Genomic DNA, 18,351 nt, shown 5'->3' with positions numbered 1-18,351 from the left:
GGTGCGCCCTGCCACCTAGCGTTGCGGCGTGGCGGCCGCCACGGTCCGCTGCCCGTCGCCAGCAGAGGAGGTGGATCATGCGCGCATACCCGCCGGTCGACGCCTCGTAAGGGGCAGGTGCCTGATGGCGGTGGCCACCCCTGACGGGTGGCCACCGCGGCACCGAACCGCCGAAACCGTCGACGTCGCAAGGAGAGTGCCCGTGTCGAGCACACCGACAGCCGGCCCGACCCGCCAGCCCGGCGCGGTCGCGGCGCTCGTCCGCGAACTGCCCCGCGTCAACACCCCGCTGACCATGCTGCTCGGCGTGCTGACCGCCGGACAGGTCGCCGGTGTCGTCCTGCTGCCACTGGCGATCGGCCGACTGGTCACGGCGCTGACCGCCGACGCCGGCCCGGCGGCCTCCCGGCAGGCGTGGACCGGGCTCACCCTCCTGGCGCTGGCGCTCGTCCTGGACATCGCCCTGGAGCCGATCCGCGCGATGGTCACGGCGAAGCTGAGTACCGCGGTCGACGGCAGCCTGGCCCAACGTACGGTCGAGGGTGCGCTGCGCCCCGACGGGGTCGCGCACCTGGACGACCCGGACGTCGCCGACCAGCTCGAACGGGCCCGCGGGGTCGGGATCGGCGCGTACGCCCCCGGCCAGGCCGTCAACGCGCTGGCCGCGCTGGTCCCGCTCCGACTCACCGGGTTGGCCGCGGCGATCCTGCTCGGCTGGGCCGGGCAGTGGTGGATGCCGGTCGTACTCGGTGCCGCCTGGATCGTCACCGGCCGCTGGCAGGAGAAGGAGATGGCCCGGGCCGTCGCCGCGAACACCGCGCGAACGGTCCAGCTTCGGCACGCGGCGTACCTGCGCGACATCGCGGTGACCGCGCCGTCGGCAAAGGAACTGCGCCTGTTCGGCCTGCACCAGTGGCTCGTCGAACGCTTCACCCGGGAGTGGTGGGACGGCGTGGTCGAGATGCGCCGCAAGACCACCGACGGCCGGCGGCATGCGGCGGCGAGCGTACTGCTGCTGGCGGCACACGTCGTCGTGGTGGTGCCGCTGGCGTACGGGGCCAGCAACGGCGACCCGTCGGTGGGAGAGCTGACCGTCGCCCTCCAGGCGCTGCTGGGACTCTTCGCCCTCGGCTTCACCGGCGACCTGCAACGACGGCTGCACCTGGCCAGTGCCGCCGTACCGCCGGCGCTGGCGGTGAGCGCGCTGGGTGCCCCGGCGACCGGCGCCACCGGGCTGGCCGCGACCGGGCTGCCGCAGCGCGAGATCCGCTTCGAGGGGGTCCGCTTCGGATATCCCGGCGCCCGCCGCCCGGTCGTCGACAACCTGGACCTCGTCATCCCGGCCGGATCCTCGCTGGCGATCGTCGGGGACAACGGCGCCGGCAAGAGCACCGTCACCAAACTGCTGGCCGGGCTCTACCGGCCGGACACCGGCCGGATCCGCGTCGACGGGCGGGACCTGCACGACCACGACCTCGCGAGCTGGCGCCGGCAACTCGCCGTCGTCTTCCAGGACTTCGGCCGGTACCCGTTCTCGGTGCGCGACAACATCGCCTTCGGCGCGATCGAGGCCGCCGCCACCGACGGCGCGGTCGCCGAGGCGGCCCGCCTCGGCGGCTTCCTCGGAATCGAACAGGGACTGGCGGACGGCTGGGACACCCCGCTCACCAGCGCCTACACGGGCGGGACCGAGCTGTCCGGCGGGCAGTGGCAGCGGCTGGCGCTGAGCCGGGCGCTCTACGCGGTGCGGCACGGTGCCAGGGTCCTCGTCCTGGACGAACCCACCGCGCACCTGGACATCGAGGCGGAGTACGAGCTCTACGCCCGGTTCCTGGAGATCACCGCCGGGATCACCACCATCCTGGTGTCACACCGGTTCGCCACCGTCCGGCTCGCCGAACGGATCGCCGTGCTGCGCGGCGGCCGGGTGAGCGAGTACGGCAGCCACGACGAGCTGCTGGCCGCCGACGGCCGGTACGCCCAGATGTTCCGGGTGCAGTCCGCGCCCTTCACCGATTCCGCAGGAGGCCGCCGTGGGTAGTTGGTTGGGCGCCGCCCGCCTGGTCGTCGGCGTCGCAGTCCGGGCCGACCCGCGACGCGCGGTGCTGGTGATGGTGCTCGTCCCGCTCTTCAACATCGTCGCGGCGGCGCAGGCGCTGGGACTGCGTGGCATGGTCGACGGCGCGGTCGCCGGGCAGCTCACCGAGGCGCTGACCGGCGGCCTGCTCCTCGTGCTCGTCACCGTCTTCGTGCACCAGGCCAGCGCGGTCGCCACCGACCTGCGGCAGGTGCTCCAGCAGCGGGTCGGGCTGGAGTTCGACCGCCGGCTGATGACGCTCTGCTCCGGCCCCGCCCACCTCAGCCACTACCACGATCCCGAGTTCCTCGACACCGCCGAGCTGGTACGGCAGCGCCGGACCGAGTTCGGCGGGGCGTTCGCGGCGCTGGTCGAGAACGCCGGCCTGTTGGCCCGGTTCGTGGCCGCGGTGGTCCTGATGGCCGTCGTCAGCCCGATGCTGGCCCTGCTGCCGCTCTTCATCGTGCCGCTGGCCCTCGCCATCCGCTGGCAGGCGAACATCGTCGCCGCGGCCGAGGTGGCCGGCGCCGAGGCCGACCGGCACCGCGCCGCCCTGCTGACCCTGGCCACCGATCCGGCCGCCGCCGGTGAGGTTCGCCTCTACCGGCTCGGCGGCGAGATCGCCGACCGGCACCGGGAGGCCTTCACCGTCTCGGCGCGGCGCCGGGAGGCGGCCCGGACCCGCGGCGCCGTCGCGGCGGCAGCCGGTTGGCTGCTCTTCTGCGTCGCGCTGGTGGCCGGGCTGTACGTCGTCACCCGGTCCGTGCTCGCCGGTACCGCCTCCGCCGGGGAGGCCGTGCTGGTCCTGCTGCTCGGTACCCGGCTGGTCGGCGCCACCACCGGACTGAGCTTCCTGATCGGCTGGCTGCGCCGCTCGCTGCACACCGTCGCGCTCTACCAGCGGCTGGCCCGGCATCCGCACCGCACCGCCGTCGCCGGGCCCGGCCGGGACCTGCCCGAGCAGGGCGACCTCGTCCTGCACGGCGTCAGTTTCCGGTACCCCGGGGAGCCGACCCCGGCGCTGGGCCCGATCGACCTGCGGCTGCCCGCCGGGGCCACCGTCGCGGTCGTCGGCGACAACGGTGCCGGCAAGTCCACCCTGGTCGCGCTCCTGGCCGGCCTCTACCCGCCGTCGACCGGGCGGATCACCTTCGGCGGCCAGGACCTGGCAGAGGTGGACCCGGACGCCTGGCGCGGCCGGGTCACCGGGGTATTCCAGGACTTCTGCCGCTTCGAACTGCTGGCGCGGGAGTCGGTCGGCGTCGGCCGGCTCGACGCGATCGACGACCCGGCGGCGGTGGCGGGTGCGCTGGAGTCGGCCGGCGCGGCCGGCCTGGCGGCCGAACTCCCGGCCGGCCTGGAGAGTCGGCTCGGCCGGACCTTCCCGGACGGCACCGACCTGTCGTCCGGGCAGTGGCAGAAGCTCGCGCTGGCCCGGGGCCGGATGCGCACCCGACCCACGCTGGTGCTGCTCGACGAGCCGGCGGCGAGCCTCGACCCGGACAGCGAGGCCGAACTGCTGCACAGGTATCTCACCCCGGCCACCCCGGCCGCCGCCGCGCCGACCACCGTCGTGGTGTCGCACCGGCTGAACACGGTACGCGACGCCGACCTGATCGTGGTCCTGCACGAGGGCCGGATGGTGGAGTACGGCCCGCACGCCGAGCTGCTCGGCCGGGGCGGCCGCTACGCGGAGATGTACGCGTTGCACGCCGCCGCGTACGCCGCCGCCCCGACGATCCCCTCCTCGACCGCCCGGGCGACCGGGGTCGAGGTGCCGGCCGGCTCGGTTCAGCCCGGGTAGCCGTCCGGGGTTCCCGGCTCCCCCGGACCGCCCTCCACCGAACGACTGAACCAGTCCGCCCGCAGCTCGCGACGGGAACCGATGCCGAGTTTGCGGTACACCCGGGCCAGGTGGCTCTCGACGGTCCTGGCCGACACGACCAGCCGGGTCGCGATCTCCCGGTTGGGCAGACCGCTGGCGGCGAGGGCCGCGACCTCGTTCTCCCGGGCCGTCAGGGTCGGTGCGGCCAGGTTCGGTGCGGGCAGGCCGAGGGCGGTCCGGAGCCGGCCGGCCAGCGCGACGGCGGCGGCGTAGTCCTGGTCGTGTCCGGGCAACACCCTGGTGGCGGCCTCGGCCAGCCGGAAGGCCCGCCGGTGCAGCCCCATCTCGGCGAGCCGGTTGGCCTCGCCGAGCAGGCCCGCACGGTCCCGGTTCAGCAGCGCCAGCTCGCCGCGCGCCTCGGTCGCCAGCCGTCTCGCCTCGACGTACCGCAGGCAGGTGCCGAGCCGGTCGGCCAGCCCGACCGGCCGGTCGGCGGGCGGCAGCCGCGCCGCCCAGGTCAGGTACTGCAACTCCACGCTCCGGCACCCCGCCGCGCGGGCCGCCGCCGCCGCCTCGTCGAGACGCCGCCCGGCGGACCGGGTGTCGCCCCGGGCGGCGGCGAGCGCCCCGTCCGCCCACGGCCGCAGACCCGGCAGTACCGCCAGCCGGTCCGGAGGGTCCACGTCGAGTACCCGCTGCGCCTCGTCCGGCCGCCCCGCCGAGGCCAGCGACACGGCGAGCCACGCCGACGCCTCCGACCGGAACAGCCGGAAGCCGACGGCCTGCTGCGCCAGCGCCTCACGCAGCGGCTCGACCGCGCCGGAGTACTCGCCGCGGAGCAGCCGGGCGTACCCGACCAGCAGCGGCCAGTCGACGGTGCGCAGCCGGGTGCCGGGTATCTCACCCGGCGGTCGCGGCCAGCGGCCGAGGATCGGATCGGTGACCGGCAGGGTGGCGCTGCCGTCCCGCCAGAGCGCGAGCAGGCAGCGGACCGCCGCGGCCAGGCCCGCCATCTCCGGCGCCCGGTCGTCGCCGCTGGCGGCGGCCGGCATCGCCGCCCCGTCGGCGGCCGCCTCGTCGGTGCGACCGAGGAGGGCCAGCGCCGCCGTACGGGCGATCCGGCAGCGCAGTACCGCCGAGTTGCCGACGGATCCGCCGGCGGAGAGCCGGTGCAGCAGCCGGTCGGCGACCCGGACCGCTTCGGCCGGACGCTGGCCGAGCAGCAGGATCAGCGCGTCGGCGGCGTCGACGACGTCCACCGCCCCGGGCGCGGCGAGCGACGCGGCGGCGTGCAGCGCCCGCAGGTCGGCGTGGGCCGAGGCCGGGTCGCGTTCGGTCGCGCAGCGGTGCACGGCGAGCGCGGTCGAGAGCACGATCCGCCCGGTGGCCGACTGCTCGGCGGCCGTCGCCTGGTGCAGTACCGACTGCGCCTCGCGGCCGTTGCCCTGCTCGGCGAGCGCGTCGGCGAGTACGACGGTGGCGCGGGCCGACCGGTCCTGACCGAACGCGATCCGCGCCAGCCGGAGCGCCTGCTCCGGGCTGTGCGGCCGTACCCTGCGGGCGGCATCGGTCAGCACCCCGGGGCTGACCGGCGCGCCCGCCGCCACCTGCCAGCGGGCGACCGTGACCGGATCGGGTGTCGCACCGCCGACGGCCGCCTCGACGAGTGCCGACGCGACCCGACGCCGCCGGGCCGGTGAGACCTGTGCCCAGACGATCGCCTGGAGCAGCGGATGGCCGAATCCCACCGATACCCCGTCCTCGGTGTCCGTGGTACGCAACAGGTCCAGGTCCTCCAGTTCCTCGACGGCGGCCGGGGCGACCCGGTCGATCAGCTCGATCGGCAGGTCGTCGCTGACCGCGACCGCCGCCAGCGCGTCCCGGTGGGTCGGGGTGAGCCGGTTCGGCCCGGGCAGGAACAGCTCGACCAGGTGCGGCGGCACGCTGAGCGCGCCGCGCCACCACCACAGGCCCCGATCGTGCACCAGTCGACCCGTGGCGGTGCCGTGCCGGACCAGTTCGGTCGCCAGTCGCGGGTTGCCGCCGGTCCACTGGTAGACGAGCTGCGCGGTGGTCGAGGCGACCGCGTCACCGAGCATCGCCCGCATCAGCGTCGCCGTCTCCGTCGGGTCCAACGGGGGCAGGTCGACCCGGCGCAGGTGCCGGTCCTTCCAGAGCGCCACGACGGCGTCGGGCGTCGCCACCTCCGCCCGGGTGGTGACCATCAGGCGGATGTGACCGTCCTGCGCGAGGCCGAGCAGGGTACTCGCGGACCGGTCGTCCATCCAGTGCGCGTCCTCCACCACGAGCAGCGGGGTACGCGACTGTCCACGTCGGACGAGTTCGGCGCGGATCCGGCCCGGTACCAGGGCCGGGTCGCCGGTGACCGGAAACAGTTGGCAGAACGGTCCGAACGGGATCGGCCGCCCCGCCTCGGTCGCGGTGGTACGGGTCACGGCGTACCGGTCGGCCGAGAGTTGCCGGGTGACGAGTTCGACCAGGGTGGTCCGGCCGGTCCCCCGTTGCCCCACCAGTACGGCGCCGCGGTCTGCGGTCACCGCGCTGAGGATCTGCTGGACCAGGCCGGATCGTGCGATCAGCGGTGCCCCGATGCGGTCCACGGATTGCCCCCTCCCTGCCGCGGACTCCGACATCCCCCCAGATGTCGGCTGAGCCGTTCGGGATTGCGGCTCGGTCAACGTCGTCTACGAATGCTCCAATCATTGCGACGGTCTTCCCGGCACGTGTCGATCAGTTCGGTCCGTCGGATCCTGCCCTGCGGAGATGCGGCGAACGGATTCGGAGCTGTGCCAGCATCACGAGTACTCACTCGACGTCGTCGTATTGGTCGACAGTGCCAGCCGCGACTGGACCGCGACTGGACGCGGTCTGGATGGGCCGGTGCGCGGCCGCCCCGGACATGGCGTCCGGCCTGCCCGGCGTCGAGGAAATGGTAGCGGTCACTGCGAGGCTCCGATCCCGTCTGTCGGATACCCAGCGTGCGGGCTCGCCGGTGCTCCGGGACCGGTGACCATCGGGCCAGCGCCGCCGGCACCGTCCAGGATCGTCTCGCGTACGGTTCGGGCGACGAATGCGCTGTACTCCTCGTGCGACTTGCCGTCCAGGCGCACGAAACGCTGGTAGCTCTCGACGCTGGTGATGACGCAGAACGTCTCGACAAGGTCGTCGAACGGCACGTCGCTGCGTAACCAGCCGCGCTCGGCGACCAGCCGGAGTACCCGCTCGACCTGTCTCCTGATCTCGGCGAGCCGCTCGGTCAGGTGGCCGCGCAGTTCGCGGTCCCCGGTCGCCGCGCCGGTGACCGCGGCCCAGACCCCGGCGGACGACTCGTTGATGCCGAGCATCGTCTCGGCGACGAAGACCGCGAATGCGTCCCGGTCCGGGACCCGGAGCAGGGTCGCACCCCGCTCGGTGGCGAAGAAGTCGAGGTCGCGGCCTTCGACACCGAAGGACGCGACCTCGACCGCGGCCCACAGGATCGCTGTCTTCGGGCCGTACCTGCGCACGGTCTCGACGGAGACGCCGGCCCGCTTCGCGATCTGCGCGAACGTGGCGGCCTGATAGCCGTGCTGGCCGAACACCTCGATGGCGGCGTCGACGACGCGTCGCCGGGTCTCCGCCGCCTGCCGATCTCGAAGCTCCGACCGGTAGGCGCGGGTGCGGCCGTCACCGCTCGTCATATTGACTACCACGCCATAAAGATGAATACTGCTCCATGGTCCCCAATAGTATCCCTCGGGTCCAGAGCGGGGTGCCGCCATGGCGTCGATCATCATCGCCGCGATGCCCATCCACGGGCACGTCACACCCCTGCTCGCGGTCGCACGGCACCTCGCCGGGCGAGGCGACCGGGTCCGGTTCGTCACCGGAGCCAGATTCGCCGAGGTCGTCCGGGCCACCGGCGCCACCCACCTGCCACTGCCGGCCGAGGCCGACTTCGACGACCGGCGGGACTGGAACGAGACCTTCCCCGAGCGCGCCGCACTGCGGGGCACCAGGGCGCTCGCCCACGACATCGAGCACATCTTCGTACGCCCCGGGCTGCCCCAGCACGACGCCGTGATGGCGGCGCACGCCGCCGAGCCGGCCGACGCGGTCCTGACCGACCCGGCCTTCGTGGGCGGCGCGTTCCTGCTCGGCCACCCCCTCGGCGTACGGCCGCCGGTCGTGATGTGCGGCATCTGTCCACTGATGATCTCCAGCCGCGACACCGCGCCCTTCGGCACCGGACTCACCCCGCTGCGCGGCCCGCTGGGCCGGCTCCGCGACGCCACCCTGGCCACCGTCACCCGCAGGATCGTGTTCCCGCCGTTCGAGCGGATCGCCGAGCAGATCTTCCAGCGGTTGCACGGGCGTTCGATCCCGTTCGCGGTGCTCGACTGGCCACGTCACGCCGAGGCGATCGTGCAGTTCACCGTGCCCGAGTTCGAGTACCCCCGGTCCGACGCCCCGGCCACCCTGCACTTCGCCGGACCGATCTCCGCCTCCGGGTCGCGGGCGCCGCTCCCCCCGTGGTGGCCGGAGCTGGACGGCTCGCGACCGGTCGTACACCTCACCCAGGGCACGATCGCGAACAGCGACTACGGACAGCTCATCCGACCGGCACTGGAGGGTCTCGCCGACGAGAACGTGCTGATCGCCGTCGCGACCGGTGGACGCCCGGTCGATTCGCTGCCGCCGCTGCCCGCGAACGCCCGGGCGGCCGAGTTCCTGCCCTACGACGACCTCCTGCCCAGGACCGACGTCTACGTCACGAACGGCGGATACGGCGGCGTGCAGTACGCCCTGCGCTACGGGGTGCCGATCGTCGCCGCCGGCAGCCACGAGGACAAGCCCGAGGTCATCGCCCGGGTCGCCTGGGCCGGTGTCGGGCGCCGCCTCAGGACCGAGACCCCGACACCGGCAGCCGTCCGCCGTGCCGTCCGCGCCGTGCTCGACGACCACCGGTACCGGGACGCCGCGCGGCACATCGCCGACCGGATGGCCACCACCCGGGGGGTGCACCAACTCGCCGACATCGTCGACGGGCTGGTCGAGGAGAGCCGGCGGAGCCGCTTCGGCTGACCGGCCGGCACGGCAGCGGATGCCCGGTCGGAGCGCCCTCCACTTTGGAGCGCCGTGCGGTCTCCCGCGCGGTCGCCGGGCACCTGTGGCCGACCGTCCTTCGTAGGCCTTAGGTAGGGTTGCGCCCGCATCGGCGTTGGTCGTAACGTTCGCCCTGCTGGTCCCATTGAGCCATGATTGGATGAAAGTTGACGCATTCACAGGCCGACCGTGCGGGTGGGCCGGAGACCCGTGGTCAGTCAACGACGTCGGCTCGACGCCGTGGCGGGCAGAAGTCCATCAGGCGGCACGTCATTCGGCTGGTGCTCGCCCCCAGCATCGTCGTCGTGGTGCTCTGGCTCGTGGCCTCCGGGTACCTCGTCTTCCAGGGCTTCTATACCCGAGCGGTCGCCGACTCGGTCCGGAGCGTGTCGATCCCGGCGGTTTCCGCGCTGACCTCGATCATGCAGGAGCGGCGGCTGAGCATCACTCACCTGGCACAGCGCTCCGGTGACCTGCAACCCCTCGTCGACCAGCGGAAACTGACCGACGACCGGCTCTCCGAGCTGCGTGCCGTGGCGACCGAGGCACTCGGCAACGCCCCGGACTCTATCGTGACGCGGTGGCGGACGTTGACCGAGTTCCTCGACCAACTGCCGAGCGTACGCAGCACAGTGGACTCCCGGTCGATCGACGGGCCGCGGGCCTTCGGCTTCTACAACAACTTGCTCGACGCCGCGACCACCCTCTTCGACACCCAGGCCCGGGTCGTCCCGGACGTGACCGCGACGCAGGGCGGCATCACCGCCACCGATTCGTTCCGGGTCAGCGACCTGATGTCCCGGGCGGCGTCGAGGATGGACGGGGCGTTCGGCGCGCGGGCGTTCGGCCAGCAGGACTACCTCGAGTTCGTCAGCCTGGTCGGCTCGTACCACGCCGGCCTGGCCACCGTCACCCCGCACCTGCTGCCGGGCCCGGGCGAGCGCCTGAAGGAGCTGACGGACGGCGACGCGTGGCGGGAGTTGGTCGCCGCCGAACAGGCCATCATCACCGGTGGTGCGTGGCAGGACGGTGTCCCCCGCAACCTCTCCAGCATCAGGTCCCGCTGGGAGGCGCTGACCGGACAGGTCTCGGAGCGGCTGATCGAGATGACCGTCCAGCAGGCCGACGAGGTTTCCGCAGAGGCCCTGCGCACCGGCAACAACCAGTTGCTGATGGCGTCGCTGGCAAGCCTGGTCGCGGCCTCCATCGCGGGCGCCGCCATCCTGTGGGCGTGGCGCAAGTCGAGCGAGCTGCCGGTACGCCTCTCCAACCTGGGCGAGGACGCCGCGACCATGGTGGACCAGCGGCTGCCGGCGATGATGGAGCGGCTGCGCCGGCACGAAAAGGTCGATCCGGAGGCCGAACTGTCGTTCCGGGACTACGGCAGCGACGAGATCGGCCAGATGGCCGAGGTCATCAACAGGTCGTTGCGGGCCGCGGCGGCGGCGGCGATCGACGAGGCGACGACCCGGGCCGCCAGTACCGCGATGCTGATGGGGGTCGCCCGCCGTCCGCAGCGGCCGCTGCAACGGGGCCTGAAGGTCATCGAGGGAGTTCAGCACCGGGTCGGCGACGAGAAGCTGCTCAGTGAGCTGTTCGACATCAACCACCAGTTGACCCAGGCCCGGCGGTTCCTGGAAAACCTCCTCATCCTGGCCGGTGGCCAGATCGGCCGGCGCTTCCAGAGCCCGGTGCCGGTACGTCGGGTGCTGCTGGCGGCGTTCGCGGAGGCACAGCACTACCAGCGGATCACCCTGCGCGGGGCGCCCGACGTGGCGATCGTCGGTCAGGCGGTCGCCGGCACCATCCACCTGCTGTCCGAACTCCTGGACAACGCGCTCGCGTTCAGCCCGCCCGGCACCACCGTCTGGGTGACCGCCAACGAGGTTGCGAACGGCGTCGCCGTGGAGGTCGAGGACTCCGGGGTCGGGATGCGCCCCGACGCCCTGGAACGGGCCAACGAGCTGCTCAGGACCGCACCGACACCGGACGTGACGGCCCTCAAGGACGGTGCGCAGATCGGTCTGCACGTGGTGACGGAGCTGGCCAAGCGGCACGGCATCCAGGTGACCCTGCGCCCCTCGGCGTACGGAGGACTGCTGGCGGTCGTACTCCTGCCGAAGCGGGTCATCGCCGTCGGCGACGCCGCGGACCGCCCCGAGCCGACCGGCCAGTCACCGGTCCCGGCCGGCCCGGCGGCCCCGAAGCCGGAGAAGGGCGCCCGGCGCGAGCCTCGTCCCGCCGCCTCCTCCGCGCCCGCCCCGGTCGCGGCGTCGCCGAACGGCACCGCCCGATCGGGTTCCGCTGCCAAACCGGGAGCAGCCCCGGTGCCCAGCGGGGTCGGTGGCGGCTCGCCGGCCCCGCAAGCCAGCGCCCGGCCGCCGCTGCCGCAGCGGGACCCGCAACAGCACCTCGCGCCCGGACTCCGCGCCGAACCCACCTCCGCCACCGCACCGAGGCCGGCCGGACCCGCCCGGCCGGCCGAGCAGGCTCGGGACCGGCTCGCCGGCTACCAGCGAGGCTGGGCCGCCGGGCGGGCCGCAGGGATCCAGAAGCCAAATGACGATCAAGGCAGGAAAGCGTGACCAACTCGACCTCTCAGGACCTGACCTGGATGTTGGACGACCTGCTGAAGGTTCCCAACGTCATCGACGCGCTGGTGCTGTCGACCGATGGGCTGACGATCCAACGCTCGGCGTCGCTGCCCCAGGACGGCGCGGAGCTGCTGGCCGCCGGCGCCTCGTCGTTGTACAGCGTCGCCGCAGGCATGGGCCGGCGCTTCGAGAGCGGGTACGTCCAGCAGGTCATCGTCGAATACGACAACCAGACGCTGTTCGTCGCCGCTGCCGGCCAGAACGCCCGGCTCGCCGTCCTCTGCGACCAGGCCGTCGACATGGGCACGGTCGCCTACGAGATGGGCCGTCTGGTGACGCGCATCGGCGAGCATCTCAGCACCGAGACGCGACCCGCGCCGCTGCGACCAACCGGCGGCCCAGGCACAGGCCATGGCTGAGTCACGGGCTGGCGGCGACTACGAGACCGAGGAGAGCGGACTCGTTCCGCTCTACGTCCTCGTGCGCGGACGGACCCGTCCCCGCAACAGCGACCTGGACCTGGCGACCCAGGTCATCGCGGTGCCGGTCAACACCCGGTTGGATCCGGAGTTGCAGGACATCATCAACCAGTGCACGGACTGGATGTCGGTGGCCGAGATCGGCGCCCACCTGCACCGGCCGCTCACCATCGTCAAGGTGATGGTCGACGTGCTGGTCGAGCAGCGGCTCCTCAGGATCGGTTCTCCGGCCCAGCAGAAGGTCACCGACATGCGCCTGCTGGAGGCCGTACTCGCCGGCCTCGAACGACTATGAGCAAAGGGACTGTGGAACGTGGATCGTAGATCGGTCAAGCTCGTCGTGGCCGGTGGGTTCGGCGTCGGCAAGACCACCTTCGTCGGGTCGGTCAGCGAGATCGCGCCGTTGACCACGGAGGAGGTCCTGACCCAGGCCGGTGCCGGTGTCGACGACGTCACCGGCGTGCACAACAAGACGCGCACCACGGTCGCGCTGGACTTCGGGCGGATCACCATCGCCTCCGAGGTCGTGCTCTATCTGTTCGGCACGCCGGGGCAGGACCGGTTCTGGTTCATGTGGGACGAGCTGGCGCAGGGTGCGATCGGCGCCATCGTGCTGGTCGACACCAGGAGGCTCAACAACAGCTTCCCCGCCATCGACTACTTCGAGCGGCGGCAGATCCCCTTTGTCGCCGCCGTCAACCGCTTCTTCGGCGAGTGCCTCTACACGGAGCGGGAGATCCGGGCGGCGTTGAAACTCCCGCCGACCGTCCCGCTGCTCTGGTGCGACGCGAGGGATCGCGAGTCCAGCAAGCAGGCCCTGATCCAGCTCGTCCGGCACGCCATGGCCCTCCTGCCGGTCGGCGGCTGAGCCGCACTCCGGCCGCGCCCCGGCTACCCACCACCGCCGGCCGCAGGCCGCGCCGAGCGGCCGGAGGGTCGACGGGTACCGGACGGAGAGGTCGACCGGCACGGCGGGCGGTCGGCAGGCTCCCCTAACCGTCGCGGCGCCGGGCGGGAGCCTGGACCCTCTGCCGCGCTCGGGCGCGACGGGTCCCCCGGAACACCCTGACGAGGTGTCCCGGTGTCACCATCGCGGTGGCGGGTGCCACCATCTGCGCGACCCCGAGGAACGTCCTGGCCAGCGTGGGGTCCACGGTGGCCGCCAGCCGGTACCGGTCCAGATAGCGGGCCAGCATCCGGTCGAGTGCGCTGCGGTGCCCGGCGATCTCGGGGAACCTCAGGTCACCGCCGACCGAGAGCGTCCACGCCGCGTCGATGGCCTTCGCCGCCTCCCGGTAGAACCGGCCCGGCAGCCCGGCGGTACCGGCCCGGGTCAGGTCGCGGAGGATCAGCGCCTCCATCGCCGCGACGGACATCCCCTGTCCGTAGGTCGGGTTGAAGCTGCACAGCCCGTCACCCACCACGACGAAGCCGTCGGGGCGGTGACCCGCCTTCTCGAAGTGCCAGCGTTCGCTCGCCGGGTACCGCATCCTGACCGGGTCGTCGAGCGGCTTCGCCTCGCGTAGCAGGTTGATCAGGTCGGGGACCGGCAACGACTCCGCGAACGCCAGCATGCCCTCGTCGTCCACCGGCGGGGTGTCGCCGACCAGCCCGAAGAGGGCCACCACCCAGCGGTCGCCCTCCACGTGCACCGCAGCGCCACCACGGGGGGTCCCGGGCATCGGGACGATGAGCAGACCGTGCCGCCCGTCGAGATGACCAGGCTCCCAGCGATAACTGCGGGTCACGTACACGACGTCGACCTCGACCCGGGAGCTCTCCGGCTCCGCGACTCCGGCCGCACGCAACCAGGCCAGCGCCCGTGACCCACGGCCGGCGGCGTCCACGACGAGATCGGCCAGCTCCGGGGCGTCGCCACCGGTGGTCCGTACCCCGGTCACCGCCGCGCCGTCCGGCCCGGTAAGCAGTCCGACCGCCTCGACGCCGGGTCGAACCACCACGTTCGGGAGCCGCTCCACGCGTTGCCGCATGTGGTACTCCACCAGCGGGCGGGTCACGCCGAGCACGGTGAAGCCGGACGGTGCCGGTGCGATGGCGCGGCCGTCGAGATAGTACGTGGTGTCCACCTGGGGATCGAGGCGAAGCGCTCCGGCCGCGAGCAGGTCGTCCGTGACTCCGGGGAAGAACTCCTCGAGGATCTGCGCCCCCCGGGTGAGCAGGACGTGCAGCTGACGGCTCTGCGGTACGCCCCGGCGGGGCACCGGCTGCGCCGGCAGGTCGTCGCGATCGAGGACGGTAACCCGGTCGTACGCTTCGCTCAGCGCCCGTGCGGCCAACAGACCCGCAATGCTCGCACCGATGACGACAGCATGCCCGTTACCCGTGGACTCCATGGTCCAAAATCATTCCAGACAATAGATCGACTCGGAAGATCGACCGGAGAGACAGCGGGCGGCAACTCGATAGCCGCTACCGCTGATTCCGACGAGCCGTGGCGAGCCTTGAGCCGGTCACTATCATCTCCCGGCCCTGCGGTAAAGGGTGCGACCCTGGCAGGTTGCTCACTCCGACGCGATGCGATCCGCGTCATGCGACAGCGGCGACCGGTTGCCACGACAAAGCCGCCGCGCCGTCGTTTTCCGCGCCAATCCGTTCGTCCTCACCCGGGGCGACGGTGCGGCTCACTCGTCGCCGGCTCGATATCTTCCCTGTCATGGATCTGCTGCCACTCCTCGCGACCGCGGTCGGCGCGGTGATCGCACTGTCGGGCACGCTGCTCACGGACGTACGCCGGGACCGCCGGCAGCGTGTTCGGGACGACGAGCAGGTCAGGCGGGAGGTCTGCGTCGACTTCGTGCTCGCGCTGAACCTCGCTCATGCCGGGCTGCGGGAGGTCGGCGAGGCGTCGGTACCGGCGGACGAGCGGCGGGCGGCGGTCAGCAGAGTCATCCACGAGGCCGGTCTGTACGGCGCCCGGGAGCGGTTGCTCGTCGCCGCGACCGCCCCGTTGGTGAAGGCCGGGGAGACGGTCTTCGGTCGCCTCGTCGCGATCCGAACCGTGATCCGAGCTGGTGCGAGGACCAACTCCCGGGAGTACCACGACGCGTACCACCCGTTCGCGGAGGCGCTGTGGCAGTTTCGGATGTCGGTACGGGCTGACTTCGGACAGCCGTCGTTCAGCCCGGAGAGTGTGGATCGGCCGAGCTGGTCCGAGCGCGAGTCCTGTGCGTTCTGTTCCGGTGGGTGACCCGATGCCGACGGGTGCTGCCCGGACCGGGCTGCCGGCGGCGCGGCCGGCGAGCCCGGGACGCCGGTGACGTCGGACCGGGAGTCCGTCCGTTTCGGACCTGATGGTCGAGGATCCTGCTGTGCGGTTGCCCCGGAACACCCGAACGGCGCCTGATCCGCTTTTGGCGGGCCGATGCCATCGCCGATCACGGTTTCCGTCGACCACCGACGTCGACCGGGTCGGCTTCGGCCGGTGGTACGGCGCCGGAAGGAGCGTCGAGGCTGGCCGGTGATTTTCCGTCACCGACTGTTCAGCCCAATGATCCACTCACCCGCATCCGCCGAGTACCTCACCTTCCGGCTTATCTGTCCTCGATCAGTGGCGTCGGAAAAACCGTCCTTCATCGACATGACTCAACCAATCGTTCTATTGACGGCTCGACTGACCCTGCGTTGTACTAGGACCCGCGGGAGCGGTGGTGCCGCGATCCGGGGGCCGCTGATGTGCTGTTTAGTGCTCGGGCCTGGGGGAGACGGCACCGTGGAAGAACTGCACGGACGAGCGAGGCCCTCGCACGGGGCGTCCTTCCTGGAGAGTTCATTCCACCGCCAGGCCATTATCGAGTCCATTTCCGCAGGCGCTCTCCCACTCAAGTTCGCCTATGCGGGTAGCGCCGCCTACACGCATGATCACTATGCCAGCGGCGTCGACTACACGGCGATGATGGCATCCGCGGCGAACGAGTCGGACATCTTACTGTCGCTGGGCCTGGGGGCGGCGACGGTCGGCGGAATCGCCGAACTCGGGCCCGGCAACGGGCTGCACACCGTGACCTTCCTGAGGCACCTCGCCGCACGCGGTCTGCGCTTCCGCCGTTACCTGGCGATCGACTTCAGCGCCACGCTGCTGGAGATCGCCTGCGACCGGCTGCGCAGCAGCTTCGACGACGACTTCCTCGTTGAGACCAGCGTGTGGGACTTCGAGGACCTGCCGTTGTCGTGCGTGGAGCGGTGGCGGGCGGGCGAGGAGCCGGTGCTCGTCTGCCTGCTCGGGCACACCCTCGGCAACGTCGAGGACCCGTCCCGGGCGCTCGGCAATCTGGCCGCCGGCCTGCGAAACGGGGACGTACTCCTGGCCAGCGTCCTGCTCCGGCAGCCGGCCGCGCTGGTCGAGTCCACCATGACGGCGTACCGGACGCATGCGTTCCGCTGCGCCGCACTCGAACCGCTGATCGCCTGCGGGCTGCGCCCCAGCGACCTCGAACTCGTGCTCCGGTACGTCGACAGCACCGTCGTCGGCGAGGTCACCCTGCTGCGCGACGCCCGGGTGGAGGGGTTGGACCTGGCCGGCGGACACCATTTCCGATGCTTTCTGTCTCGTCGCTTCACTTGCGACGAGGTGGTTCGGTTGATTGAGAACGCGGGGTGGTCCATCAGGGCCGCCCGGGTCGACGAGACCCGTCACCATATGACTGTCGCTGCTACACGGGGGTAGGAGCAGAAATGACGAACCAGGCTCAGCCGGGACTCGACAGGCAGCACCAGGAGCCGTCCGCCGGTCCGCTGATCGAGCACGCCCGGCGGGCCTGTCTGATGCACCGGCTCTCGTTCGAAGGAACGGATCCACACAGCGTCCGGGTGCCGGCCGACGCGGTCGAGGAGCTCGTGCAGAGCCTCACGATCGGCGAAACCCGGCGGCGGGTGCAGCAGATCATTCCGTTCATGCCGGATACGCGGCGACAGTTTTCCGGGATGATCTGGCGGCAGCTCGCGCAGCGGTGTGAGGTCGAGCGATATTACCTGGTCCCGTCGGGCGACGAGCGTCGGGCACTAGAGGTGGTGCAGCGCGACGAGGAATCACAGCTCACCTCGCTCTGCGTCTCGGTGCAGGGCTGGAGCGAACAGCCCCAGGTGCCGATGGCCGACCTGTGGCTCATCGACGGCTGCGTCGTGGTGCGGGAGGAGTTCGGCGGATCGGGTTCGGCGTCCTGGCTGGTCAGCGGGCACACCAGCGAAATCGAAAATGCCCGGAGAATGCTGCGGAGCCTGGCCGAAGCCCACCGGATGGAACGGCACCTGGCCGATGGCGGCCGGCCGACCGGTCCGGATCTCACCCGTTGGATGCTCGAATCGGCGCAGATGTTGTACGCGCTCGCGTCGATGTCCTGCACCAGCAGCAAATACGTGGATCCGGAGGAATGCCGGTGGTATCACGGCGTCTGGCAGTACCTCCGGTTGTTCGACATGGTGAGCAGTCCCAGTTGGCACGCCAGCTTCTATGCCGACCGGCTCCGAGAGGAGATCCAGAACGGCGCTCGGCGCATTCTGATCAGCGGCACCGCCGACTACACGACGTTGGCGTTCGTCCTGCACGCCGCCCGGGACTCCTCCGGTGTGATACCGCCGGACCTGGACGTGCACGTACTCGACCTCTGCCAGACGCCGCTGCTGGCCTGCCAGTGGTACGCCGGCCGGCTGGGGCTGCGGATCACGCTGCACAAGGCCGACGTCACCAGTTCGGCGGAACTGTCGGAGGCCGGACTGTTGGCGGAGGCGCCCTTCGACCTGATCGTGGCTGACGCCTTTCTGACCCGGCTGAGCCGGAAACAGGCTAGACAGGCGGTGGACAACTGGTCCGGTCTTCTGCGTAGCCGGGGCACCGTACTGACCACTGTTCGCCTGCATCCCCGTAACGACTACCGCATACAGGAGCCCAGCGATCTGGAGGCCAATGATCGATATCGGGTCACCGATCCGACCGACGACTTCGAGCTGCGGCTGCGTGAGCGTGCCAGTGGGTGGCAGGGTATGCTGTCGATCGACATTGAGGATCTGTCACGTGCCGGGCGACGGTATGCCGAGCGAATGAAGAGTCATGATCTCGGGGACGTCGACGAAGTGATCAAATTGTTCCAAGATCGCGATTTCGACGTTCTCAACCGAACTGCCGAACGCGTCCAAGGTGAACTCGTCGGCACCGAGTACCTACGCGTGACGGCAAGCAGGCAGTAGGCCCCCGGCCGCAAGTCAGGGCTACGGGGGCGGTTGCCAGCATTCACCCCTGCGGGTGCCGGTTCGCAA

At 71.5% G+C, this 18,351-nt stretch carries 13 protein-coding genes; 10 read left to right on the top strand and 3 right to left on the bottom strand.

The features are described 5' to 3' along the window. Positions 1–202: 202 nt before the first annotated feature. Both C6361_RS00355 and C6361_RS00350 read left to right on the top strand, forming a co-directional pair. Positions 203–2,041: an ABC transporter ATP-binding protein gene (locus C6361_RS00355; protein ID WP_107266344.1), complete on the top strand. Its 1,839-nt coding sequence runs from the start codon at positions 203–205 to the stop codon at positions 2,039–2,041. After that, positions 2,034–3,881 (top strand): ABC transporter ATP-binding protein, encoded by a 1,848-nt coding sequence (locus tag C6361_RS00350; RefSeq protein ID WP_159079091.1) that lies wholly within the window; start codon positions 2,034–2,036, stop codon positions 3,879–3,881. Before C6361_RS00355 ends, C6361_RS00350 begins: the two co-directional genes overlap by 8 nt. On the opposite strand, the gene C6361_RS00345 is transcribed toward C6361_RS00350, so the two are convergent. Together C6361_RS00345 and C6361_RS00340 are read right to left on the bottom strand one after the other, a co-directional pair. Beyond that, positions 3,869–6,523, bottom strand: a complete 2,655-nt coding sequence (locus tag C6361_RS00345; RefSeq protein ID WP_107266342.1) for a LuxR family transcriptional regulator — start codon at positions 6,521–6,523, stop codon at positions 3,869–3,871. The two genes, C6361_RS00350 and C6361_RS00345, sit on opposite strands and share 13 nt — an antisense overlap. 339 nt (positions 6,524–6,862) lie before the next feature. After that, positions 6,863–7,603, bottom strand: coding sequence for a TetR/AcrR family transcriptional regulator (locus C6361_RS00340; RefSeq protein WP_107266341.1), 741 nt, complete (start codon positions 7,601–7,603; stop codon positions 6,863–6,865). A gap of 79 nt (positions 7,604–7,682) precedes the next feature. Between C6361_RS00340 and C6361_RS00335 the strand changes: the two genes are divergently transcribed. The 5 genes from C6361_RS00335 to C6361_RS00315 all read left to right on the top strand — a co-directional run bounded on the left by C6361_RS00335 (position 7,683) and on the right by C6361_RS00315 (position 12,949). Further along, positions 7,683–8,987 (top strand): glycosyltransferase, encoded by a 1,305-nt coding sequence (locus tag C6361_RS00335; protein ID WP_107266340.1) that lies wholly within the window; start codon positions 7,683–7,685, stop codon positions 8,985–8,987. Between the two features lie 302 nt (positions 8,988–9,289). Next, the gene (locus tag C6361_RS00330; RefSeq protein WP_234359226.1) at positions 9,290–11,593 is read left to right on the top strand and encodes a nitrate- and nitrite sensing domain-containing protein; all 2,304 of its coding nucleotides are present in this window, start codon (positions 9,290–9,292) and stop codon (positions 11,591–11,593) included. After that, complete coding sequence (locus C6361_RS00325) at positions 11,590–12,021, top strand: roadblock/LC7 domain-containing protein (protein WP_199853183.1); 432 nt, start codon at positions 11,590–11,592, stop codon at positions 12,019–12,021. The genes C6361_RS00330 and C6361_RS00325 overlap by 4 nt, the downstream gene beginning before the upstream one ends. Continuing rightward, positions 12,014–12,376, top strand: a complete 363-nt coding sequence (locus C6361_RS00320) for a DUF742 domain-containing protein (protein WP_107266339.1) — start codon at positions 12,014–12,016, stop codon at positions 12,374–12,376. The genes C6361_RS00325 and C6361_RS00320 overlap by 8 nt, the downstream gene beginning before the upstream one ends. An 18-nt stretch (positions 12,377–12,394) precedes the next feature. Then, the gene (locus tag C6361_RS00315) at positions 12,395–12,949 is read left to right on the top strand and encodes an ATP/GTP-binding protein (RefSeq protein ID WP_107259919.1); all 555 of its coding nucleotides are present in this window, start codon (positions 12,395–12,397) and stop codon (positions 12,947–12,949) included. Between the two features lie 124 nt (positions 12,950–13,073). Here the strand turns inward: C6361_RS00315 and C6361_RS00310 are convergent, their stop codons facing one another. Continuing rightward, positions 13,074–14,435, bottom strand: coding sequence for a squalene monooxygenase (locus tag C6361_RS00310; RefSeq protein ID WP_199853182.1), 1,362 nt, complete (start codon positions 14,433–14,435; stop codon positions 13,074–13,076). A gap of 320 nt (positions 14,436–14,755) precedes the next feature. Here C6361_RS00310 and C6361_RS00305 point away from each other — a divergent pair, with 320 nt between their 5' ends. From C6361_RS00305 to C6361_RS00295, 3 genes are all read left to right on the top strand, one after another. Then, a complete protein-coding gene (locus tag C6361_RS00305) occupies positions 14,756–15,289 on the top strand; it encodes a hypothetical protein (RefSeq protein ID WP_107266338.1) in 534 nt (177 codons plus the stop codon). Between the two features lie 522 nt (positions 15,290–15,811). Then, entirely contained in the window at positions 15,812–16,765 is a 954-nt protein-coding gene (locus C6361_RS00300; protein ID WP_107266337.1) for an L-histidine N(alpha)-methyltransferase, read from the top strand. Positions 16,766–16,773: 8 nt separating this feature from the next. Further along, a complete protein-coding gene (locus tag C6361_RS00295; protein WP_107266336.1) occupies positions 16,774–18,282 on the top strand; it encodes a class I SAM-dependent methyltransferase in 1,509 nt (502 codons plus the stop codon). The last annotated feature ends 69 nt before the right edge of the window (positions 18,283–18,351 follow it).

Origin of the sequence: Plantactinospora sp. BC1 (genome assembly GCF_003030345.1) — a bacterium.
Taxonomy (GTDB): Bacteria; Actinomycetota; Actinomycetes; order Mycobacteriales; family Micromonosporaceae; genus Plantactinospora.
This window is presented reverse-complemented; position numbering and strand designations above follow the sequence as displayed.